20 protein-coding genes, 1 pseudogene and 2 riboswitches are annotated in these 22,144 nt (G+C 71.7%); of the genes and pseudogenes, 11 read left to right on the top strand and 10 right to left on the bottom strand.

Annotated features, from left to right (window positions below; genetic code table 11):
- The 3 genes and pseudogenes from IEZ24_RS22625 to IEZ24_RS20440 all read left to right on the top strand — a co-directional run.
- Positions 1 to 119 (top strand): annotated as a pseudogene (locus tag IEZ24_RS22625) (IS30 family transposase); the annotation flags it as partial.
- Positions 120 to 155: 36 nt separating this feature from the next.
- Entirely contained in the window at positions 156 to 659 is a 504-nt protein-coding gene (locus tag IEZ24_RS20435; RefSeq protein WP_129456975.1) for a hypothetical protein, read from the top strand.
- Positions 660 to 940: 281 nt separating this feature from the next.
- On the top strand, positions 941 to 1,333 hold the full coding sequence (locus tag IEZ24_RS20440) for a DUF1622 domain-containing protein (protein ID WP_207206942.1): 393 nt from the start codon (positions 941 to 943) through the stop codon (positions 1,331 to 1,333).
- A gap of 299 nt (positions 1,334 to 1,632) precedes the next feature.
- Here IEZ24_RS20440 and IEZ24_RS20445 read toward each other — a convergent pair whose 3' ends face one another.
- Positions 1,633 to 2,721 (bottom strand): hypothetical protein, encoded by a 1,089-nt coding sequence (locus tag IEZ24_RS20445; RefSeq protein WP_129456974.1) that lies wholly within the window; start codon positions 2,719 to 2,721, stop codon positions 1,633 to 1,635.
- On the bottom strand, positions 2,718 to 3,224 hold the full coding sequence (locus tag IEZ24_RS20450; RefSeq protein ID WP_129456973.1) for a SigE family RNA polymerase sigma factor: 507 nt from the start codon (positions 3,222 to 3,224) through the stop codon (positions 2,718 to 2,720). Before IEZ24_RS20450 ends, IEZ24_RS20445 begins: the two co-directional genes overlap by 4 nt.
- 135 nt (positions 3,225 to 3,359) lie before the next feature.
- Here IEZ24_RS20450 and IEZ24_RS20455 point away from each other — a divergent pair, with 135 nt between their 5' ends.
- A complete protein-coding gene (locus IEZ24_RS20455) occupies positions 3,360 to 3,584 on the top strand; it encodes a hypothetical protein (RefSeq protein WP_129456972.1) in 225 nt (74 codons plus the stop codon).
- 40 nt (positions 3,585 to 3,624) lie between these two features.
- On the opposite strand, the gene IEZ24_RS20460 is transcribed toward IEZ24_RS20455, so the two are convergent.
- Positions 3,625 to 4,185 carry a GNAT family N-acetyltransferase gene (locus tag IEZ24_RS20460; protein ID WP_129456971.1) on the bottom strand — a complete coding sequence of 187 codons (561 nt, stop codon included), beginning with the start codon at positions 4,183 to 4,185 and terminating at the stop codon, positions 3,625 to 3,627.
- A gap of 49 nt (positions 4,186 to 4,234) precedes the next feature.
- Positions 4,235 to 4,657 carry an SRPBCC family protein gene (locus IEZ24_RS20465; protein ID WP_242498618.1) on the bottom strand — a complete coding sequence of 141 codons (423 nt, stop codon included), beginning with the start codon at positions 4,655 to 4,657 and terminating at the stop codon, positions 4,235 to 4,237.
- Between the two features lie 345 nt (positions 4,658 to 5,002).
- Here IEZ24_RS20465 and IEZ24_RS20470 point away from each other — a divergent pair, with 345 nt between their 5' ends.
- The 3 genes from IEZ24_RS20470 to IEZ24_RS20480 are packed head-to-tail and all read left to right on the top strand — an operon-like array spanning position 5,003 to position 8,183.
- On the top strand, positions 5,003 to 6,694 hold the full coding sequence (locus IEZ24_RS20470) for a YncE family protein (protein WP_129456969.1): 1,692 nt from the start codon (positions 5,003 to 5,005) through the stop codon (positions 6,692 to 6,694).
- Positions 6,691 to 7,743: a hypothetical protein gene (locus tag IEZ24_RS20475; RefSeq protein WP_129456968.1), complete on the top strand. Its 1,053-nt coding sequence runs from the start codon at positions 6,691 to 6,693 to the stop codon at positions 7,741 to 7,743. Before IEZ24_RS20470 ends, IEZ24_RS20475 begins: the two co-directional genes overlap by 4 nt.
- Positions 7,740 to 8,183 carry a protein-tyrosine phosphatase family protein gene (locus IEZ24_RS20480; RefSeq protein WP_129456967.1) on the top strand — a complete coding sequence of 148 codons (444 nt, stop codon included), beginning with the start codon at positions 7,740 to 7,742 and terminating at the stop codon, positions 8,181 to 8,183. Before IEZ24_RS20475 ends, IEZ24_RS20480 begins: the two co-directional genes overlap by 4 nt.
- Here the strand turns inward: IEZ24_RS20480 and IEZ24_RS20485 are convergent.
- From IEZ24_RS20485 to IEZ24_RS20510, 6 genes are all read right to left on the bottom strand, one after another.
- A complete protein-coding gene (locus IEZ24_RS20485; RefSeq protein WP_129456966.1) occupies positions 8,161 to 8,664 on the bottom strand; it encodes a SixA phosphatase family protein in 504 nt (167 codons plus the stop codon). The two genes, IEZ24_RS20480 and IEZ24_RS20485, sit on opposite strands and share 23 nt — an antisense overlap.
- A 13-nt stretch (positions 8,665 to 8,677) precedes the next feature.
- On the bottom strand, positions 8,678 to 9,487 hold the full coding sequence (locus IEZ24_RS20490) for a hypothetical protein (protein WP_165356211.1): 810 nt from the start codon (positions 9,485 to 9,487) through the stop codon (positions 8,678 to 8,680).
- Positions 9,488 to 9,496: 9 nt separating this feature from the next.
- Positions 9,497 to 10,234, bottom strand: coding sequence for a cobalt-precorrin-4/precorrin-4 C(11)-methyltransferase (locus tag IEZ24_RS20495; RefSeq protein WP_129456965.1), 738 nt, complete (start codon positions 10,232 to 10,234; stop codon positions 9,497 to 9,499).
- Entirely contained in the window at positions 10,234 to 11,787 is a 1,554-nt protein-coding gene (locus IEZ24_RS20500; protein ID WP_129456964.1) for a precorrin-2 C(20)-methyltransferase, read from the bottom strand. Before IEZ24_RS20500 ends, IEZ24_RS20495 begins: the two co-directional genes overlap by 1 nt.
- Positions 11,784 to 12,437 (bottom strand): precorrin-8X methylmutase, encoded by a 654-nt coding sequence (locus tag IEZ24_RS20505; protein WP_129456963.1) that lies wholly within the window; start codon positions 12,435 to 12,437, stop codon positions 11,784 to 11,786. The genes IEZ24_RS20500 and IEZ24_RS20505 overlap by 4 nt, the downstream gene beginning before the upstream one ends.
- Positions 12,438 to 12,468: 31 nt before the next feature.
- A riboswitch (cobalamin riboswitch) is annotated at positions 12,469 to 12,618 on the bottom strand.
- A gap of 422 nt (positions 12,619 to 13,040) precedes the next feature.
- On the bottom strand, positions 13,041 to 13,886 hold the full coding sequence (locus IEZ24_RS20510) for a nitrite reductase (RefSeq protein ID WP_207206941.1): 846 nt from the start codon (positions 13,884 to 13,886) through the stop codon (positions 13,041 to 13,043).
- 62 nt (positions 13,887 to 13,948) lie between these two features.
- Positions 13,949 to 14,087: riboswitch (cobalamin riboswitch) on the top strand.
- 26 nt (positions 14,088 to 14,113) lie between these two features.
- Between IEZ24_RS20510 and cobN the strand changes: the two genes are divergently transcribed.
- The 4 genes from cobN to IEZ24_RS20530 all read left to right on the top strand — a co-directional run bounded on the left by cobN (position 14,114) and on the right by IEZ24_RS20530 (position 22,143).
- A complete protein-coding gene (cobN, locus tag IEZ24_RS20515) occupies positions 14,114 to 17,743 on the top strand; it encodes a cobaltochelatase subunit CobN (protein ID WP_191192891.1) in 3,630 nt (1,209 codons plus the stop codon).
- Positions 17,740 to 18,468 carry a precorrin-6A synthase (deacetylating) gene (gene cobF / locus IEZ24_RS20520; RefSeq protein ID WP_129456961.1) on the top strand — a complete coding sequence of 243 codons (729 nt, stop codon included), beginning with the start codon at positions 17,740 to 17,742 and terminating at the stop codon, positions 18,466 to 18,468. Before cobN ends, cobF begins: the two co-directional genes overlap by 4 nt.
- A gap of 76 nt (positions 18,469 to 18,544) precedes the next feature.
- Positions 18,545 to 21,130: an ATP-dependent chaperone ClpB gene (gene clpB / locus IEZ24_RS20525; protein WP_129456960.1), complete on the top strand. Its 2,586-nt coding sequence runs from the start codon at positions 18,545 to 18,547 to the stop codon at positions 21,128 to 21,130.
- A 179-nt stretch (positions 21,131 to 21,309) separates the two neighbouring features.
- On the top strand, positions 21,310 to 22,143 hold the full coding sequence (locus tag IEZ24_RS20530; protein WP_242498617.1) for a CPBP family intramembrane glutamic endopeptidase: 834 nt from the start codon (positions 21,310 to 21,312) through the stop codon (positions 22,141 to 22,143).
- Position 22,144 lies beyond the last annotated feature (1 nt).

The raw sequence follows: 22,144 nt of genomic DNA on the forward strand, positions 1-22,144 counted from the left end.
TCACCGACACCGACTGCGAGGCCGTCGCGCTAAAGCTCAACACCAGACCACGCAAGACTCTCGAGTGGCAGACTCCCGGCCAGGCCCTCAACAAGAGGCTCGTTGCAACAGCCGGTTGAACTCGCGCAGTTGCCCCCCGGCTGATGGAGGAGATCATGCGCACGAGGATTCGACGACTGGCGATGCTCGGGATGCTGATGGGCGGGCTGCTAGGGACAGGACTGATGGTCCCGGTGAGCGCGGCGGGGACGACGCAGATCGGTGGTGACGCCGGCTACGACGCGACGTGGTGCGACTCGCCGCCTGCAGGGTTCACGAGCTATCCGGGGCTGCGGTTGACCGGGTCGTTGGAGGGCTGCCTCTACACCGGGGTGGATGAGGCTAGGCAGACGCCGTCCGGGGGCTGGATCGAGACCGGCCGTGAGATGTTCGTCGGGTCGCTGAACGGTGGTGCGACGGGAACGTTCACGACCAGCTACCGGTTCCAGGGCAAGTACGAGGCGGACTTCACCGTGGAGATCCATGGGCGCTGCCAGCACCCGATCGCGGCAGGCTCCGGGACCGGCGGCTTCGAGGGAGCGACCGGACGGCTCGACTTCAAGGACATCATCGGCGAGACGGTGACCTACGTGTACCGCGGACACATCAAGCTCGGCTGACCCGTACCCGGCCCAAGTCTCGTCGATACGACGGGACGCGGCACTCGTCCGAAGCACCACGTCCACCGTTCTGCCAACGCACTCACATGCCCCGATGAGTGCGTCTTGGCGCCGCCTGGCGGGACGTCCGGATCTGCGAATGTGCTGGCGATGACGTCGCTTACCGGGTCGTCAGATCCATGTGCAAGGTGAGGCGTCGGTTGGTGAAGGTCGCAGCCTGCGGCGCGCTCGCGCACCATCGGAGGTGTTGTCGGTGAGCGGTTTGGTGTGAGGGTTGGGCAGTGATCAGTGACGAACGGTTCGACGGACTGATGGAACTGGTGGTCCACGGCTTTGAGATCGCTGGCGTGGCCGTCCTCGTGCTCGGAGCCCTCGGGGCCTTCGTTCACGCAGCGTTTGTGGCACGTCATCACAGCGCGACAACTGCCTACGAGACTGCCCGCCGAAGCGTCGGTCGTGCCATCCTGCTCGGTCTGGAGCTGCTGATCATCGCGGACATCGTCCTGACGATCACGGTCGACGCCACGCTCGAGAGCGCGCTTGCTCTCGGGCTCATCGTGGTCGTTCGGACCTTCCTCAGCTTCTCGCTGGAGGTCGAGCTCGAGGGCACGCTTCCGTGGCGCCGGCGGCCGGCCACGAGTGGAAACGAGACCGGCAACACCACCGGGGCCTAGGAAACGCCACCTGCGCGCCTGGGGGATTGGTCGCCGTGGGGATGGCGAGCTTCGCGCGCGTGGAAGGGCTGCAGTGGGACATGACCTGCTCTTCCTCGATGTCCCAGCCAGCGTCCGGACGAGGCGGAGCGCAACGCCTTCGACGAGGTCCTGCAGCTCATGTCGCCGCGCCGGAGCTTGTCCTTCACCCACACCCACAGAGGTCCGAGGCTCTCGACCGACTGGTCCAGCTGGACAGCACCGCCGGCGGCGAGCTCGAGATGCCGCAGTGCGGGGGGCCGCTCCTCCAGGAACTCCGCTCAGCCGCCAAGCGCCGTCCTCAGGTCGAACCAGGTCGCCGTGTCGTCCGAGGTGGCCACCGTGAGGTCCGCGAGCACCGGCTTGAGGTCCTCGATCTCGTCGCCCGTCAGCGGAGAGTCCTGGCGATGGACGAGGCGTTCGGTCCCGTCGACCTCCAGGACAATGGCGCTGACCTGCGACCTGTCTTCGCCCGTGCCAAGGAGACAACCCGTGTACCCGCGGTAGGTGAAGTCCTGCACGACGATCGAGGACACCGCAGACGGGTCACATGAGGAGCGCGCAGGGGAGCGGCCGCCGACGACGAGCCCGCCCTCGAACGAGACGTGCCAGAAGTCGTTGTCCCGGGGGAGGCTCACTTGCGAGACGGTCTCGGCGGCCAGCAGTGGCGCGGACGCCGTACCGAGGCGGAACGGAACGCGTACGGCCGCGCCGCCGGGACGGATCGCCTCCGCGATGGTCAGGATCTGCGCCTTCCTCGACGGCGTGTAGGCGTCGTCCGACCTCCACACCGATGCCCACGAGTCCGGCGCGTACTCCCAGACGAGGTAGGTCAGGTGCGAGTTGCCGTCGAACCGTTCGACGACGGTGCCGGGGACGCCGTTGATGCTGACCTCCTGCCGCGGCTGGTCGGTCGCCGTCAGCCCCAGGCCTTCACCCTGGTAGTAGACCTCGACGGCGAACGTCGAGCTGGCCACCGCGACCTCGATCTCCTGACGGTCAGTCTTGAGCGTCCCGCTCAACGCCGGCAGGCCCTCCACGCGGAAGCCGAGCTCCTCCACGTCGAGGATCGACTGCGGCGCGACCAGCGGACCGTCGAGGCCGGGGTTCCCCGGCACCGGCTCGAAGGTGCTGGTGGGCATCGGCGGGCCCACCGGCTGCGGGCTGCCGTCCGGACCTCCGGCGGTGAGGAGCGACACCGCGGCGACCACCGAGGCGAGGCCGAGCGCCGCTCCGCCGGCCAGCAGGCCACGGCGCCGCCGTACGCGCCGTCGACCTCGTTGGAGGTCGTCGGCGACGAGGACCGGCGGTGCGGCGATGTGGTCGTGGTAGTCCACGACCCTGCGCATGAGGTCGAGATCGTCGTTCATCGTTCGTCTCCCTGCCCGAGTGCGGCCCCGAACGTCGGCGCCAAGGTCCGCCGGAGCGCAGCGACGGCGTCGGCGCTCTGGCTCTTCACGGTCCCGGGGCTGATCTGGAGCTCGGCGGCGGTCTCCTCGATCGTGAGGTTCCAGATGTGGCGCAGCACGATCACCCGGCGCTGGCCGGGCGGGAGCGCCTGGAGCGCAGCCCTGATCGCGTCGGCGTCCTCCATCGGGAACCCCGGCTCCACCGGCACGTCGCGGGGCTCGGAGGCCCGTTCGCGACGCCACGGCCGGCGGCGGTCGCTGTAGTGCGCGTTGACGATGATCCGGCGCACGTACCCGTCGATGTTGTCCATGCGCCCGACGCGGTCCCACGCCGAGTAGAGCCGCGCGAGGGCGTCCTGCACGACGTCCTCCGCGCGATGGGGATCGCCACACAGCAAGCACGCCGTACGGAAGAGCTGTGGCCGCCGCGCCACCACGTAGTCGCTGAACGCTGATTCGTCCATGGCGGGCCTCCTCTCGGACCCCTAACGCACCAGCATGGCCGAACTGTTGGGTCGGGAGGGCAACTTCTTCCCAGGCGCAGACCGTGGTCCAGACGCATGGCGCGTTGGCGCTGCGCGCGTCTAGTGTCCGGAGGCATGGAAGGCCTTGTGCTTCGCGTCCGCCTCATCAGCGGTGACACCATGGACGTCACGTACGACGACCGCACTGCGGCGAGCGAGAGCGAGGCCGTCGACCACGTCATCACGACCCTGTCGCAGAGCTCTGGCGTTCTGCGCTGCCGGCACGGCGACCGGCTGCTGGTGCTGTACGCACGGGGGGTCGCGACCGTGGAGGTCGCGCCCCGCGGGGCGGTCCTGTAGCGAGCCGCGCCCGGTCGCGCCACCACGTGGTCGCTCGTCGTCAGCTGCCGATGATCGCCATGTAGTGCACGTCGATCCACTCGCCGTCGAAGAGCAGTGCATCCCGGCCGGTTCCCTCGTGGACGAAGCCGACCTTCTCGTACACGTGCCGCGCCCGAGGGTTGAAGTCGTAGACCTCGAGCGATATCCGGTGCATCCCCATCGTCGTCAGCCCGTGCTCGACGATCAGGCGGGTGGCCTCGGTCCCCAGCCCGCGGCCGCGTCCGGCTGCGCCGACGAGCGTGCGGAACCCGCACGACCGGTTGCCCTCGTCCCAGTCGTTCAGGACGACCTCACCGACGAGCTCACCGCTGGCGTTGTCGACGACGCCGAGCACGAGGCGGTCGTCCGCGGTGGCCCACTGGCCGTAGATCTCCCGCAGCCGCTCGATCGGCAGGTCGATCGGCTCCGCGTCGCTGCTGTGCACCGAACCGGTCAGTCGAGCGATCTCGCCGTCGCTGCGGATGATGCGGTCGATGACGTCGGCGTCCTCGGCGCGGATCGGGCGCAAGGTCACCAGCTGGCCGACGAGCGTCGGCTTGTCCAGGAATGGCGTCGTCATGGGATCGGAGTGCCTCACGTGCTCGTAGGGAGCCGCGAGTATCGCGCGATCATCGGCTGTCCACAGCCCGTTTCACGGACGCCGCCTCGGTCTCCACGTACTTCTCGGTCAACGACCGCGTCATCAACCAGCCGACCCTGGACATCGGACCGGACACGTCCACGGCGAGGGTGAGCTGACTTCCGTCAGGGTGCGGCTCGACGACGTGCGAAGCGGTCACGGAGACGCCGGGGGAGCTCGACTTCCAGGTGAACGACGTGCCGGGTGTCAGTTCGGTGACCGTCCACACCGCAGCGGGGAGCCGCGGCTGCTGCAGCCGGGTGCGGGAGCCGACGACGAGTGGTCCGTCGTCGAGACGCTCCACGGCGTCGACCGTCGGTATCCGCTCCGGCCAACGGCCGACGTCGACGACCACCGACCAGACCCTGTCGGGCGGGGCCTCGATGGTGACGGTGCGCTTCACGCCGGGCACGCCATCGAGTCTACGAGGCGGAGTCCGTCCGGACCTTGGTCTCACCATGTGCCCGCTCGCGCCCGACTGCGTAAGCGAGCACCCTCGGGCACACGGTGAGCAGGTCTAGGTCTACTCCGGGTTCCGGGTCCGCACAACCATGGTTGAACGCGCTACTTCTTCCACCCCTGTCCGACCCCTGCCGGTCCCACGTGTCTCCCGCGCGCAGGGCGGTTCTCTGCGACGCTGGCCCGCCTGCGTCTCGCCGCCAGCTGACCCGAGGTTTGCCGAGTCCCCTCCGGTGGCACCATCTCCCGTACCGGCGGCGCCGGCGAAGCAGCAGGGGGACGCAACAGGGGGAAGGCCATGGGAGTGGGGATCGGCCCGGAGCCGGTGCACGCGGAGATGACGTCGGGCAGCTCGGGCACCATCCGCTCGGTCGGCACCGACACGACCGAGGCGCTGGCCAAGGTGCGGGAGAGCATCGAGCTGATCCGCTACGCCCAGGACCGGCCGTCGTGGGACAGCGACGCGGCGCGGCGGTCGTACAACATGCGGGCGTGGGCGACGCGGGCCTCCGCCGAGATCTGCGTCAACCGCCTCAACCGCGTCACGCTGGCCCTCGAGGTCGCCGCCGACGGCTACGACCACATGGTCGGCCAGGCCGACGAGGTCATCCGGTGGTACCGCCGCGAGAAGCCCCAGGCCGTCGACGCGCTCGGGATGTACCTGCTGATGTTCACCGCGGTCAACAACCTGGGCATCGTGCGCGGCTACTACACCGACGACCTCGACACGGCGCGCGACTTCCTCGAGACCGACCCGTTCAGCACCGACGAGGAGGACTGGGCCGAGCTCGGCCTGGTGAAGTCGATGCTCCGCGACCTCGAGCACGGCACGATGCCGGGGCCGGTCATCCCCGAGACCTTCGGCACCGGTCAGGACGACCGCGCCTGGACGCCGCAGGGCCTGGGACTGACGCCCGACGGCAACCTGATCCAGACCAGCTACGAGGAGGTGACCGATCCCGCGACCGGGGACAAGACCTACCTCGCCAACCTCTCCATCATCGACCCGGACACCGGCGAGGTGCTCAACACCGTCGAGCTCGGCGGCGGCGACGGCCTGCCGCCCAACCACGCGGGCGGCGTCGTCGTGCACGACGGCACCGTGTGGGTCGCCTCCAGCGACTCCGAGAACCCCACGATGGTGCCGTACTCGCTCTCCCAGCTCAGCGCTGCGACGCCGACCGAGACCGTGCAGCCGAGCGGTCCGCCGATCAGCGTGGGCGCCGGTGCGTCCGCCACCGTCAGCGGCGACACGATGTACGTCGGCAGCTTCAACGAGCACGGCCCCGGGAAGATGTACATCTACACCTGGGACCCCGACACGAAGACCTGGGGCGACAAGCAGGGACCCGTCGAGATCCCGCCCAAGACCCAGGGCATCGCCGTGCGTGGCAACGAGATCGTCTTCAGCACCTCGTACGGCCGCGACCGCACCAGCGAGCTGCAGAGCTACAACCTGGCTGACATCACCGGCGGCGGCAGCCTGCCCGACCCGCTGCGCACGGTCGACCTCCCCACCATGTCCGAAGGGCTCGTCATGCTGCCCGGAGGGATCGCCACGACGCACGAGTCGGGCGCCTCGCCGTACGCCTCCCCGAACGGGAAGGACCCCGCCGACCTGTGGGCGGGCATGTTCCTGACCCTCACGCCGTACGACGAGCTCGGCCTCTCCGGCCAGGTGGACGTGGTGCCGGCGACCCTCCAGGCCGCGAGCGCGTGGTTCGCCGATGCCGAGCGCGGGCTCGACCAGGCGCAGAAGCGGGTGGCGCGGCTCAACCTGCCGCCCTCGAGCCTGGGCGTCGCGCCCGGCGCCGGCGCGCTGGTCACCGCCGTCGACACGTACGTCGACACGACCGCCACCTGGATCGAGAAGTCCCGCCTCTCCTCCGACACCACGGCGTCGGGGTTGATCGCGGCGGCCAACGACTACGAGGACGCCGACTCGCGCAGCGACGGGCTCTTCGGCTTCCTGCAACGATTCGTGTCGTGATGTCTCGGACCCGCCTCGCCGCCCTCGTCGGCGCGCTCGTGCTGACGACCGCGTGCACGCCCGACGACGACCCCGCCGCGTCGACGACCTCCTGGCCGACCACGTCGACCCCCGTCGCGACCGACGGCCTGATCTGGGCGAGCGGCAGCACCGTCCACCTGCCCGACGGGTCGACGATCGACACCGGCCGCCTCGCGGGCGCGTACGTCGTGGCGGGGGCGGGCGTGTGGTTCGCCTCCTCGGAGCCGGACGAGCTGGACGGCAACGAGCTCCCGGAGCTCCGGGTCGCGACGGCCGACGGGGTCGAGGACCTGGACGCACACCCGGGCATCGGCAGCCTCACCACGTCCGCGGACGGACGGTGGCTGGCGTTCATCGACCGGCTCGAGGGCGGCGCCGGCGCGGCCGAGGCGGTCGTGGTCGACCTGACGACGGGCGAGGAGGTCGTCCGCAGCAGCGAGGGACTCCTGCCCTCCGAGACCGAGGGCGCTGACTGGACCGATCTCTACGAGGACGCGCCGGTCGGCATGCTCGGAGTCCTCGACGGCGCGGCGTACGTGCAGGGGCTGAGCAGCCTGGTGACGTACGACCTCTCGACCGGCGAGGCGACGTCCAGCGACCTCGACTGGGAGGAGATCCGTTCGACCGACTGGTACGCCTCGCTCCACCGGACCGCGCCGCTGTGGAACCCCGACCGCACATGGCAGATCCCGGCGCAGGAGCTCGGCGTGACGCCCGTGCTCGAGTCGGCCGCCGGCGAGCGGGTCGCCACGTCGCTGCCGTCGGCCACCGGTCCGCTCGGGTCGCCCGACGTGACCGGCCCGGCGCTGGAGGAGTGGAGCCTCGGCGGGTGGATCGACGGGACGACCGCGATCGGCCTCACGCCGTCGCGGGACGGCGCGGACGCCGACTGGCTGCACCCGGCGTTGATCACCTGCGTCGTCCCGGGCGGCGAGTGCTCCGTCGTCGAGGGGACCGAGGAGGGCGTGAACCTGCCGGCGGACCGGCCGTTCGGGTTGCCGCGGGAGCGGTCCATCGACCCGGGATGACAGACCGACCGCACGCCTGGGACCCGGCTGGGCCGGGCGTCGTCGAGCTGCCGTCGGGCCGCCTGGTGCGTGGTCGCGGACTGAGGTCGCCTGCGCCTGACGGCGCCGTGCCCGACCTGGGCGTCTACCTGCTCGGCTCACCGCCTCCCGCTGTGGCGTGGGAGAGCCGCTGGATCCGGTGGCCGGACTTCCGGCTTCCCGCGGACCGCGAGGGCGCGCGTGAGGTGCTGCGCGAGGCGTGGGAGCGATCGACCGCCGAGCGGGTGGAGGTCGCGTGCGGCGGCGGTCGCGGGCGTACGGGGACGGCCCTCGCCTGCATCGCCGTGCTCGACGGGGTGCCCGCCGCCGACGCGGTGGCGTGGGTGCGCGAGCACTACAACCCGCGCGCGGTCGAGACGCCGTGGCAGCGGCGGTACGTCAGGCGCTTCGACCGGGACTGACGTGGTCTCCGGGCGGGCGTCCCTGCGCCGTCAGCGCACCGGTTGTGTGCCCCGCCTCGGACCAGGGTCCCGGCAGGTCGATGACGGCCAGTGCGGACGTCGGCATCGGCACCAACCGACCGGTCAGGCTCTCCGCCAGGTCCTCGAGCCCCGGGTTGTGGCCCACGAGGACGACGGTCGCCGCGTGCGGGGGCACCTCGCGAAGGACGCCGAGGAGCGTTCGGGGCGAGGCGGCGTACACGCGAGCGTCCTCCCGGACCGGCGGAGGTACGTCGAGCTCCGCGGCCGCGAGCCGCCACGTCTCACGCGCGCGCTCGGCGGGCGAGACGATGGCAAGGTCGATGACGCCGACGTTGTCGGCCAGCCAGCGGCCGGCCTCGGGGACCTGCCGCCGTCCGCGTCGCGCCAGAGGTCGCAGGTGGTCGGGCTCTCCGCCCGACCAGTCCGACTTGCCGTGCCGCACCAGGACCAGCGTGCCCATGGGTGGTGCCGACTCAGAAGCCCATGTCGAAGCCGCCGCCGTCGAAGCCGCCGCCTTCGAAGCCGCCGCCGTCGCCACCGTCCCCGTCGCCACCGTCCCCGCCGCCGTCTCCACCGTCGCCGCCACCGTCGCCGCCACCGTCGTCGTAGCCACCGCCGGCGTCGCCGAAGCCGCCGAACATCATGCCGCCCATGAACATCCAGGTCATGGGGCCGAAGGCGCCGAAGTAGCCCATGGCGTACGGCTCGTAGGCGCGGCCGCCCTGCCAGTAGGGGACCCGCTGTGCCCCGACCATCACCTTGCGGATGTCCGGCTCGGCGCCGGCGCGGACACGCTCGACGTCGAGCGCACAGGCGGGCACGTCCCGCTCGACACCGTCCGGCGGGACGAAGGGGACGTCGGCCACCGAGGGACCGTGACGAGGGTCGAAGAAGCACGGCGGCCGCCGGGTCGGCAACGGCTCTCCCGCGACGCGGGCGCGCACGCACGCGATGGCGTAGCGACCGTCCTCGACGATCTCGGTGACGTGCCGGATGTCCTCGGCGTCGTTGATCGAGTCGCCGGCCACCTTGGCCGACTCGTACGCGTCGAGCGCGCGCTGGTAGTCGGAGCGGGCACCGGCGTCGAGCTCGTGGCCGACCATCTCCAGGTCGAGCTCCTGCAGGTCCTCGCCGAACGCGGTGATGTCCTCGAAGGCCAGCTTCCTCACCGGCGCGAGCTCGTCGTCGCGCCTGGCCAGCTCGCGCTCCTTGTGGCGGCGCGATGCACCGACCGCGACGGCTCCCAGGACCGCGAGGACCAGCACCAGCACGATGAGCTCCATGACGAGAGCCTACGTCCGCGGTCGGTCCGCCTTGTAGAGCCAGGACTCGCCCCCGCCGCGGGCGAGCGCCCGGCCGACGAGGATGACGGCCGCCTGCCTGAGCCCGGCGTCCTCGACCTGGTCGGCGATGTCGGCCAGCGTCCCGCGGAGGACGAGCTCGTCGGGCTGGGAGGCGCGGTGGACGACGACGACCGGGCAGTCGGCGCCGTACTCCTCGACGAGCGAGGCGGCGAGCTCACGGGTCCTCGTGATCGCGAGGTGCAGCACCAGCGTCGCGCGGGTCGCGGCGAAGGCCGCCAGCGACTCGGAGGCCGGCATCGCGGTCGAGCGGGCCTGCGTACGGGTGAGCACGACACTCTGCGCGACGAGAGGGACGGTGAGCTCGCGACCGACGACGGCGGCTGCGGCGGCGTACGCCGGGACGCCGGGGCACACGTCCCACCCGACCCCGGCCGCGTCGAGCCGGGCGGTCTGCTCGGCGAGGGCGGAGTAGAGGGAGGGGTCGCCGGATGTCAGGCGTACGACCTCCTGCCCCTCCGCGGCGGCCGACACCATCACCTCGGTGATCTGGTCGAGGTCGAGCGCCTGGGTGTCGACCTGGCGGGCGTCGGGGCAGTGGGCGAGGACCTCGGCGTCGAGGTACGTGCCCGGGTAGAGCACGACGTCGGCCGCGGCGAGCAGCGAGGCGGCGCGCAGCGTCATCAGGTCGGCCGCGCCGGGGCCGGCGCCGACGAAGTGGACGGGCATCAGGCCTCCACGAAGCGAGGCGTCCAGACCTGGCCGGACGCGGTCACGGTGGTCGACGAGGCACCGACGATGAGCAGGCACTTCATGTCGATCGCGTCGGCCTCGAGCTCGGCCAGGGTGGTCACGGTCAGCGACTCCTCGGCCCGGCCGACGTCGCGGCCGACCACGACGACCGTGTCGGGGCTGCGGTGCTCGAGGAAGAGCTTCTGCAGGTCGGCGACCTGGGTGGTACGGCTGCGCGAGGCGGGGTTGTAGACCGCGAGCACGAGATCTGACTCGGCGATCGCGTGCAGGCGCTTCTCGATGACCGGCCACGGCTTGAGCCGGTCGCTCAGCGACACGACCGCGAAGTCCGCTCCGATCGGCGCGCCGGCCTTCGCCGCCACCGCCTGGACCGCGCTGACGCCGGGCAGGACCTCGACGCGTACGTCGGGCAGTCCCTCCTCTCTTCTGGCGGCCGCTGCCTCGAACACCGCGCTCGCCATCCCGAAGACGCCCGCGTCGCCACCGGACACGACGGCCACGCGCTCGCCCCTCTGTGCGAGGTCCAGTGCGAGGCGGGCGCGGTCGACCTCGACGGTGTTGCCGGAGGCGTGGCGGGTGAGGCCTTCGCGCTGGGGGACGCGGTTGACGTACGGCGCGTAGCCGACGACGTGGTCGACCTCGGCCAGGGCGTCGCGCGCCTCCTCGGTGAGCCAGCGGTCGGGTCCGGGGCCGAGGCCGATGACCTGGAGGGGCCCTGGTTTCGACACGCTCGTTCCTCGCTGCTCAACCAGCGGCGCGCTCGTTCCTCGCTGCTCGACCAGCGGCGAGCGGCGGCCGGTGGGGTCGGCGGCAACGGAGTCGCCCGGCACGACGATCAGGCTGAAGTACGGCACGGTCGCGGGGTCGACGTCGACGACGGGCATCCAGCGCTCGGCCGGCATGGAGGCGCGTTCGACGTACAGCGCGTGCTCGAGCCGGCCGGCCTGGCGCAGGGCCTCGACCACGCCGGGGAAGCGGCGGCCGAGCTTCATGATGATCGCGCCGTCGGTGTCGGCGAGGCGGCGGGCGAGCTCGGGCACGTCGAGGGTGCCGGGCAGCACGGTGAGCACGTCGGTCTGCCGCACGAGCGGCGAGGCGAGGACCGCGGTGGCGGCGGCGAAGGCGGGTACGCCCGGGACGACCTCGGTCTCGAAGCGCGGGGCGAGCCGGTCGTGGAGGTACATGAACGAGCCGTAGAACAGCGGGTCCCCCTCGGCCAGCACCACGACCGTACGGCCCTGCTCGAGGTGGGCGGCCAAGCGGTCGGCGCACTCCTCGTAGAACTCGGCCATCGCGCCGGCGTACCCGCCCGGGTGCGCGGTCGGGCCGGTGGTGACGGGGTAGCGGAGCTCCTCCTCGATCGCGGTGCCCGGGATGAGGTCGGCGGCGATCGTGCGGGCGTTGGAGGTCTTGCCGACGCCGGCGTGGAAGGCGATCACGTCGGCTGACTCGATGAGGCGCGCGGCCTTGCGGGTGATCAGCTCGGGGTCGCCGGGCCCCAGCCCCACGCCGTACAGCCGGCCGGTCACTCCCGCTCCTGGGCCAGCGCGTTGAGGGCGGAGGCGGCCATCGCGGAGCCGCCGCGGCGGCCACGGACGGTGAGGTAGGGGATGTCGAGGTCCACCTCTTCCAGCGCCTGCTTGGACTCGGCGGCGCCGATGAAGCCGACCGGTACCCCGACGATCGCGGCCGGTCGCGGCGCGCCGTCGAGCAGCATCTCGAGCAGGTGGAACAGCGCGGTGGGGGCGTTGCCGATCGCGACGACCGAGCCCTCGAGGCGGTCGGTGAGCAGCGACAGCGCGGCGGCCGAGCGGGTGGTGCCCATCAGCATCGCGAGGTCGGGCGTACGCCGGTCGTGCAGCGCGCAGAGCACCTCGTTGTCGCGGGGGAGCCGGGCCCGGGTGACGCCGGACGCCACCATGTGGGCGTCGGTGATGATCGGCGCGCCGTTGTCGAGGGCCGCGCGTGCCGCACGGACGAGTCGCGGGTGGATGACCAGGTCGTCGGTCAGGTCGGTCTGGCCGGTGCCGTGGACCATGCGGACGGCGACGCGCTCGGCGTCGGCCGGCAGGTGGTCGAAACGGGCCTCGCGGCGGATCGTCGCGAACGACTCGTCGTAGATCGCGGCCCCGTTGGCGATGTAGTCGTAGCGACGGGTCGGTCGGGCAAGCAGGCTCATCACGGCTCCTCGGGGTTCGCGCCCCTGGGTAGGCAGGTAACGCCGCGCGGGCAGTGTCTGGCTCGACCTCGGCTTGCTCGAGAGGTCTGACAGTGGCGGAACCGCCCCGGACTCGCACCGGGTTCCTGCGTCGCGTGACGTGGGCAGCCTAGGGCAGTCGCCCGCTCGGCGAACACAGTGAAGGCAGTTCGCGGCGCAACGGGGTCTGCTGAGCGTGGATCGCGGCGCCGTGCACACGAACTGCCTGCATGGTGCATGCCGACCGGCTCGGCGGTGCGTCGATCTCCATCGGTGCAAGGTGGTGTGGCTCCCGCGGTGATCGTCCTCGAATCTCCACGAGAGTGCTCCAGTCGCGCAACGCCTGGAGCACTACGGTCGCGACTCCCTGTCCGCGGGCCTCGGGCAGCAGAGCACCCATACCTTCCGCCTGCTGAGGCGCCTCGAGCGCTGATCGCTGGTGCCGAAGACGCGGAGGTGTGGTTGTGAGGCTCGCTCCGCTCGCACCTCAACCACCGTGGAGTGGCCGGACCTGCACAACATAGGCAGTTCAGGGCGCGACTGGGTGAGCTGACCGTGGACCTCGGCGCTTGGAGCGCGAACTGCCTACGTTGGTGGTGTTGCCTGGTGGTGCGCGATGAGCGACTTCCACGGGGTGACGACCAGGTGCTCCGACAGCGTGAGTGAAAGTCTTCGCTCAAGCACGCCGCCCTCCACCTCGACGTGGGCGACGCCCGGGGCGACCTCGCCGTACGCCGGGGGCTCGGACCGTACGAGCGCGCGGGGGTCGGCGTCGTGCGGCTCCGGCGCGACGGGAAGCTCGTCGACGTGCCAGGCGGCGTCGGCGTCGCTGCCCCGCAGCTGCTGGAAGGCGCGGGCCAGGCCGGTGAGGCGGGCGGCGGCCTCGTGGAGCGGGACGACCGGACCCCAGTGGGACGACCCGATCCGGAGCTGGACCTCGTCGGACGAGAGGGCGACGAGGCCGAGGTCGCAGGTCCGTGAGGTGAGGTCGCCGCGTCCGTCGTCGAGGAGGAACAGGAATCGGCCCGGGAGCTTCGCGAGGGAGGGCGTCGCGCAGATGCGCTCGTCGAGCTCCGCGGTGACCGGGCGGAGGTCGGCGCGGCCACCGTGGAGGCCGGTCAGCGGCGAGACGAGGACGTTGCGGACGAGCTCGTGGTCGGGGTGGGGGAGCAGGCCGGTGGCGCGGATGGCCTCGACGACCTCCGGCGGGACGCCCTCGTCGACCAGCGGGAGCGCGCGGAGCTGGAGGTTGGCTCGCTTGGTCAGGTGGACCTGCCCGTGGCCGTACGTCTCGGCGACGTCGAGCAGTGCCAGCAGGGTGGTGCGGGTGAGGTGACCGCCGGGGATGCGGAGGCGCACGACTGCGCCGTCGTCGGCGGGCCACGGTCGGAAGACGCCGGGGCAGAGGTCGCCTCGGGTCCGCTGGGTCACGGGGGCGATCTTGGCATGGCCTTGGCCTCGACACGCTCGCTGCGCTCGCTGCTCAACCAGCGAAGAGGAACTGCCGCTAGGGTCGTGCGCACCACTCCGCGTGGGACCCAGGAACCCGGTGACAGTCCGGGGCGGTTCCGCCACTGTGAGGGCCTGTGCGCAGGCCCGCAGCCAGATACTGGCCCACGCGGATCCCATCAGAGGGGCGAGAACCCCGAGGAGGATCCGTGCGCATCGCACTGCTGTCCACGTCCGACACCGACCTGCTGAGCGCGCGGGAGTCCGGCGCCGACTACGTCCTGGCCAACCCGGCGCGGCCCGGGCACCAGTCGATGGCCGAGGTGATCGAGGGCTGCGACCTCGTGGTCGGCCGGCTGCTCGGTTCGCCCCAGGACCTGTGCTCCGGCTTCACCCGCGTCGCTGCCACGGGCAAGCCTGTCGTCGTGCTCGGTGGGGAGCAGTCGCCGAGCGCCGAGCTGATGGAGCTGTCCTCGGTGCCGATGGGCGTCGCCGCGGAGGCGCACCGCTACCTCGCCGAGGGCGGCCCGGCGAACCTCCGGCAGCTGCACGCGTTCCTGTCCGACACCGTGCTGCTGACGGGGGAGGGCTTCGAGCCGCCGCAGGTGCTGCCGCAGTGGGGGTTCGCGGAGCGGGAGGGCTTGGTTTCGACACGCTCGTTCCTCGCTGCTCGACCAGCGCTGGAGGGGCTGCCGTGGGTCGGGGTGCTCTACTACCGCGCCCACGAGGCCAGCGGGAACACTGCCTTCGCCCACGCCCTCGCCGACGCGATCGACGCCACGGGGCAGGCGGTCGGCGTACCCGTCTTCGCCGGGTCGCTGCGGTCCGCGCCCGACGAGCTGTACGACGCGCTCGGCACGCTGGACGCCCTGATCGTCACCGTGCTGGCCGCCGGCGGCAGCGTGCCCGCGGGCGCGAGCGCGGGCGGGGACGACGAGTCGTGGGACGTCGCGCGGATGTCGGCGCTCGACATCCCGATCATCCAGGGGCTGTGCCTCACCAGCAGTCGTGCGGAGTGGGAGGCGTCCGACGACGGCGTGAGCCCGATGGACTCCGCCACGCAGATCGCGATCCCGGAGTTCGACGGGCGGATCATCACCGCGCCGTTCTCCTTCAAGGAGGTCGACGCCGACGGGTTGCCGCACTACGTCGCCGACCCCGAGCGCTGCGCCCGGGTCGCGGGCATCGCGGTCAAGCACGCGCGCCTGCGCGGGATCCCCAACGCCGAGAAGCGGCTCGCCCTCGTGCTGTCGGCGTACCCCACCAAGCACGCGCGCATCGGCAACGCCGTCGGGCTCGACACCCCGGTCTCGGCGATCCGGATGCTGCGGCGGTTGCGGGAGGAGGGGTACGACCTGGGTGAGGGGAACGTCGTCGCCCACCTGGTTTCGGCGAGCTCAACCGACGGCGGGATGACCGACACCGAGGCCGGGGACGCGCTCATCCACGCGCTCATCGCAGCCGGCGGGCAGGACGAGGAGTGGCTGACACACGCGCAGCTGACCGACGCGCACGTGCGGATCACGCCGGAGCAGTACGCCGCGTGGACAGCCGACCTGCCCGCGGACCTGCGCGCCGACATGGTCGAGGCGTGGGGCGAAGCACCGGGCTCGCTCTTCGTCAACGACGCCGGCGAGCTCGTTCTCGCGACCGTACGCGCGGGCAACGTCGTGCTGCTCATCCAGCCGCCGCGCGGGTTCGGCGAGAACCCGATCGCGATCTACCACGACCCCGACCTCGCGCCCACGCACCACTACCTGGGCGCCTATCGCTGGCTGGAGCACGGCTTCAAGGCAGACGCCGTCGTACACCTCGGCAAGCACGGGTCGCTCGAGTGGCTGCCCGGCAAGAACGCCGCCCTCTCCGCGAGCTGCGGCAGCGACGCTGCGCTCGGCGACCTGCCGGTGGTCTACCCGTTCCTCGTCAACGACCCCGGCGAGGGCGCGCAGGCCAAGCGCCGTGCCCACGCGACGATCGTCGACCACCTCGTGCCGCCGATGGCGCGAGCCGAGTCGTACGGCGACATCGCCCGCCTCGAGCAGCTCCTCGACGAGCACGCCAACATCGCCGCGATGGACCCGGCCAAGCTGCCGGCGATCCGCGGCGAGATCTGGCAGCTCATGCACGCCGCCGAGATGCACCGCGACCTCGGACTCGACGAGCAGCCGGACGACGAGGAGTTCGACGACTTCATCATGCACGTCGACGGGTGGCTCTGCGAGATCAAGGACGCGCAGATCCGTGACGGGCTGCACGTCCTCGGCGTGGCGCCATCGGGGGAGGCGCGGGTCAACCTGGTGCTCGCGATCCTGCGGGCCGCGCAGGTGTTCGGCGGGCAGGCGCAGGCGGTGCCGGGGCTGCGGACGGCGCTGGGGTTGGACTCCGACGCCACGGTCGAGGTCGACCGCATCGAGGCGATCGCGCGCGACCTCGTCGAGCAGATGGACAAGGCCGACTGGGACCCCGCTCGCGCGGCCGAGCTGCACGACGACCCCGAGGTGCAGCGGGTGCTGGAGTTCGCGGCCACCCAGGTCGTGCCGCGCCTGGCCAGCACCACCGACGAGCTCGACGCGGTCGTCCACGCCCTCGACGGCGGCTTCGTCGCGGCCGGTCCGTCGGGCTCGCCGCTGCGCGGGTTGGTCAACGTGCTGCCGACCGGTCGCAACTTCTACACCGTCGACCCGCGGGCCGTGCCGTCCCGCCTCGCGTGGCAGACCGGGCTGGCGATGGCGGAGTCGCTCGTCGCGAAGTACGTCGACGAGACCGGCGGCTACCCCGAGTCGGTCGGCCTCTCGGTCTGGGGCACGAGTGCCATGCGGACCAGTGGTGACGACATCGCCGAGGTGCTCGCCCTGCTCGGCGTACGCCCCGTCTGGGACGAGGCGTCGCGCCGGGTCAACGACCTCCAGGTGATCCCGCTCGAGGAGCTGGGCCGTCCGCGCATCGACGTCACCGTGCGGATCTCCGGCTTCTTCCGCGACGCCTTCCCGCACGTGGTCGCGATGCTCGACGACGCCGTACGCCTCGTGGCCGGCCTCGACGAGCCCGACGAGCACAACCACGTACGGGCGCACGCGCGCGCCGACCTGGCCGAGCACGGCGACGAGCGGCGCTCGACCACGCGGATCTTCGGGTCGAAGCCCGGCTCGTACGGCGCCGGCATCCTCCAGGTCGTCGAGTCGGGCAGCTGGCGCAGCGACGACGACCTCGCCGAGGTCTACACGGCATGGGGCGGCTTCGCCTACGGCCGCGACCTCGACGGGGCGCCGGCCGCCGACGACATGCGCACCAACTACCGCCGGATCAAGGTCGCGGCCAAGAACGTCGACACCCGTGAGCACGACATCGCCGACAGCGACGACTACTTCCAGTACCACGGCGGCATGGTCGCGACGGTGCGCGCGCTGACCGGCAGCGACCCCCAGGCGTACGTCGGCGACTCGACCACCCCCGATGCGGTCCGCACGCGGACGCTGCAGGAGGAGACGAACCGCGTCTTCCGCTCGCGCGTGGTCAACCCGCGGTGGATCGCGGCGATGCAGCGCCACGGCTACAAGGGCGCGTTCGAGCTCGCGGCGACCGTCGACTACCTCTTCGGCTTCGACGCGACTGCGGGCGTGGTGCACGACTGGATGTACGAGTCGCTGGCCAGGGAGTACGTCCTCGACGAGACGAACCAGCAGTTCCTGCGGACCTCCAACCCGTGGGCGCTGCGCGGGATCGTCGAGCGGCTGCACGAGGCCGCCGAGCGCGGGCTGTGGCAGGAGCCGGACGCCGAGGTGGTGGCCGCGCTGCAGCAGGTCTACCTCGACGTCGAGGGCGAGCTGGAGGACCGGTGACCACCGTCCGCATCGTCGGGATCGGCTGCCACCCCGGGCAGCTGACCCTGGAGGCGCGCGAGGCGATCGCGGGCTGCGACTACGTGATCGCTGCCGACAAGGGGCCGGACGACCCGCTGCTGGCCCTGCGGCGGGGGATCTGCGCCGACCTCGGGGTCGAGCTGGTCGCAGTCCAGGACCCGCCGCGCGACCGCGACCCTGGCCTGGGCGGGGCGGACTACGACGGAGCGGTCCTCGACTGGCACGACGCCCGCGCCGCGGCGTACGGCTCCCTCCTCGACCGGCGGCCGGGGAGGGTCGGCTTCCTGGTGTGGGGCGACCCGGCGTTCTACGACTCGACGATCCGGGTGGTCGACCGCCTCGGGGTGCCGTACGACGTGCTGCCGGGCGTCTCCGCGCTCTCGCTCCTCGCCGCCCGGCACCGGGTCGTGCTCCACGAGGTCGGCCGGCCGGTCTTGGTCACGACCGGGCGGCGGCTGGCCGACGAGGTCGCGGCCGGCCACGACAACCTGGTCGTGATGCTGGACGGCCGACTGCAGGCGACGTTGCTCGACGGGGACTGGGACATCTGGTGGGCCGCGAACCTCGGCAGCCCGGGTCAGGAGCTGGTCGCGGGACGGCTGGCCGACGTCGTCGACGCGATCCGTGCCGCGCGGGAGCGGGCCAGGGACGCCGACGGCTGGGTGATGGACACCTACCTGCTCCGCCGAAATTCCCAAAGTTGAGGGGAATCGACTCAACTTCTGGCGCGTTGACCCAGTACGGACCACAGTGGTCCCGACAGACAACGGAGGAGTCGAGTTGAGCGCGTTCGGTGCCGAGAAGTTCACCACCCGCAGCCGCGAGGTCGTCGAGGCTGCCCAGCTGGCCGCCACCACCGGCGGCAACATCCACACCGAGCCCATCCACCTGCTCGTCGCCCTGCTCAAGCAGGAGGACGGCGCCACGCGCAGCCTCGTGCAGAAGGCGGGCGTCGACCCGGCCACGCTCCTGGCGCAGGCCGAGCGCGTGCAGCAGCAGCAGCTGCCCCGCGCCACCGGCTCGACCGTCCAGCAGCCCAGCGCGTCGGCGGCGCTGACGCGCGTCCTCGCCTCCTCCCTCGACCTCGCCGGGTCGATGAAGGACGAGTACGTCGCCACCGACCACCTGCTCGTGGCGACCGCGACCGTCGAGTCGCCCGCCCAGAAGGTGCTCACCGACGCCGGCCTCACCGCCGACGGCCTGCGCGAGGCGATCACCGCCGTGCGCGGCAACCGGCGCGTGACCAGCGAGGCGGCGGAGGCGTCGTACGAGTCGTTGGAGAAGTACTCCGTCGACCTCACCAAGGCCGCCGAGGACGGCCGGCTCGACCCGGTCATCGGCCGTGACGCCGAGATCCGTCGCGTCATCCAGGTGCTGTCGCGGCGCACCAAGAACAACCCGGTCCTCATCGGTGAGCCCGGCGTCGGCAAGACCGCCGTCGTCGAGGGCCTCGCGCAGCGCGTCGTCGCCGGCGACGTCCCCGACTCGCTCAAGGGTCGTCGCGTCCTGTCCCTCGACCTCGCGGCGATGGTCGCGGGCGCGAAGTACCGCGGCGAGTTCGAGGAGCGGCTCAAGGCCGTCCTCGAGGAGATCAAGGACGCCGGCGGTCAGGTCATCACGTTCATCGACGAGCTGCACACGGTCGTCGGCGCGGGTGCCGGCGGTGACTCCGCGATGGACGCCGGCAACATGCTCAAGCCCATGCTGGCACGCGGCGAGCTGCACATGATCGGCGCGACCACGCTGGACGAGTACCGCGAGCGCATCGAGAAGGACCCCGCGCTCGAGCGCCGCTTCCAGCAGGTCTTCGTCGGCGAGCCCAGCGTCGAGGACACCATCCAGATCCTGCGCGGCATCCAGGAGAAGTACGAGGCGCACCACGGCGTACGCATCACCGACGCAGCGCTCGTCGCCGCGGCCACGCTGTCCGACCGCTACATCACCGGCCGCCAGCTGCCCGACAAGGCGATCGACCTCATCGACGAGGCGGCGTCGCGGCTGCGGATGGAGCACGAGTCCTCGCCCGAGGAGATCGACGTGCTCCGCCGCCAGGTCGAGCGGCTCAAGATGGAGGAGTTCGCGCTCGACAAGGAGACCGACCCCGCCTCGGCCGAGCGGCTCGAGGTGCTGCGCAAGGACCTCGCCGACAAGGAGGAAGAGCTGCGCGGGCTCGAGACGCGCTGGGAGCGTGAGAAGGACCAGCTCCAGGGCGAGGGCGAGCTGCGTCGCCAGCTCGACCAGCTCAAGATCGAGGCCGACAAGAAGCTCCGCGAGGGCGACCTCGCCGGCGCCTCGGAGATCCAGTACGGCCAGATCCCGGCGCTCGAGAAGCAGATCGCCGAGGTCGAGAAGGCCGAGGCCGCCGACATCGAGCCGCTCGTCGGCGAGGAGGTCGGCGCCGAGCAGATCGCCGACGTCGTCGAGGCGTGGACCGGCATCCCCACCGGCAAGATGCTCCAGGGCGAGACCGCCAAGCTGCTGGAGATGGAGTCCGTCATCGGGCAGCGCCTCATCGGCCAGGCGGAGGCCGTGACCGCGGTCAGCGACGCCGTACGCCGCTCCCGCGCCGGCATCTCCGACCCCAACCGGCCGACCGGGTCCTTCCTCTTCCTCGGTCCCACCGGCACCGGCAAGACCGAGCTGGCCAAGGCGCTGGCCGACTTCCTCTTCGACGACGAGCGGGCGATCGTCCGCATCGACATGAGCGAGTACAGCGAGAAGCACTCGGTCTCGCGGCTCGTCGGTGCCCCTCCCGGCTACGTCGGCTACGACGAGGGCGGGCAGCTGACCGAGGCCGTACGGCGCCGGCCCTACAGCGTGGTGCTGCTCGACGAGGTCGAGAAGGCGCACCCGGAGGTCTTCGACATCCTGCTGCAGGTGCTCGACGACGGCCGGCTCACCGACGGCCAGGGCCGTACGGTCGACTTCCGCAACACGCTGCTGATCCTGACCTCCAACCTCGGCTCGCACTTCCTCGTCGACCCGATCCTCGAGCCGGTGGCCAAGAAGGAGTCGGTGATGGGCGTGGTGCGCTCGCACTTCAAGCCCGAGTTCCTCAACCGGCTCGACGAGGTCGTGATGTTCGACGCGCTGTCCAAGGACGACCTGGCGCACATCGTCGACCTGCAGCTCGCGCTGCTGGAGAAGCGTCTCGCGGTCCGGCGGATCACCATCTCGGTGACCGACGCGGCACGCGCCTGGCTGGCCGAGACCGGCTACGACCCGGCGTACGGTGCCCGCCCGCTGCGGCGGCTGATCCAGTCGGCCATCGGCGACCCGCTCGCGCGGATGCTGATCGCCGGCGAGGTCACCGACGGTGGCGCGGTCACGGTGGACGTGGGCGAGGACGGGCTCGTTCTCGGCTGAGGTCGCGGGCTACCCCTCCCAGTGGCGGACTCCCCGCTCGAGCGGGGAGTCCACCACCTGTAGGCCGTTGCACAGGCCTACAGGTGTCGGACTCGCCCACCAGGCTGCCCGCGCCCGCCATCGAGGGTCGGCGCATGGTTCTCAGCGGCGGCTCAGCCGGCTGGGGGATGCTGTCTCCCGTGACCACCCCGACCACCGACGTACGCCCGTGGTGGCGGCTGCGGGACACCCCGGTCCCCGGCGGCGTCCCCGACCTCGCCAAGGCGCTGCTGTGGACCGAGCTCGCGCTCGTGCTGCTGGTCTCGCTCGGCCGGTCGGCGGTCTACTCGGTCGTCAGCATCATCTCGGCGCTGACCGCGCCGGGGCCGCTGTCGGCGCAGGCGGCGAACCTCAACAACTCGCTCGCCCCCGACCGGCCGTGGCTCGACCTGACCCACCAGCTGCTGCGGATCGGCTTCGCGCTCGTGCCGGTCGCGCTGGCGGCGTACCTCCTGGTCCGCTCGGGCACCCGGCTGCGCGAGGTGTGGGCGCGCGACGGCGGGTGGAGCACGCTCGGCGACTGGGGGCGCGGCGCCCTGCTCGCGGCCGGGGTCGGCTCGGTCGGGGTGGTGTTCTACCTCGCGACCTTCGCGCTCGGCACCAACCTCACCGTCGTCGCGCAGTCGCTGCCGGGGGAGTGGTGGCAGGTGCCGGTGCTCGTCCTCGCGGCCGCGGAGAACGCCGTGCTCGAGGAGGTCGTCGTCCTCGGCTTCGTGCAGGTGCGGCTGCGCCAGATCGGCTTCGGCGACACCGCGGCGATCGGCCTGGCGGCGCTGCTGCGCGGCAGCTACCACCTCTACCAGGGGCTCGGCGGGTTCGTCGGCAACCTCGCGATGGGGCTGCTCTTCGGCTGGCTCTTCCGCCGCTGGGGGCGGGTCATGCCGTTCGTGGTGGCGCACACGCTGCTCGACGTGGGCGCGTTCGTGGGGTACGCCGTGCTCGCCGGACGGGTCGACTGGCTGCCGACCCTGTGAC

The sequence above is a fragment of the Nocardioides ganghwensis genome, from assembly GCF_014779655.1.
Classification (GTDB): domain Bacteria; phylum Actinomycetota; class Actinomycetes; order Propionibacteriales; family Nocardioidaceae; genus Nocardioides; species Nocardioides ganghwensis.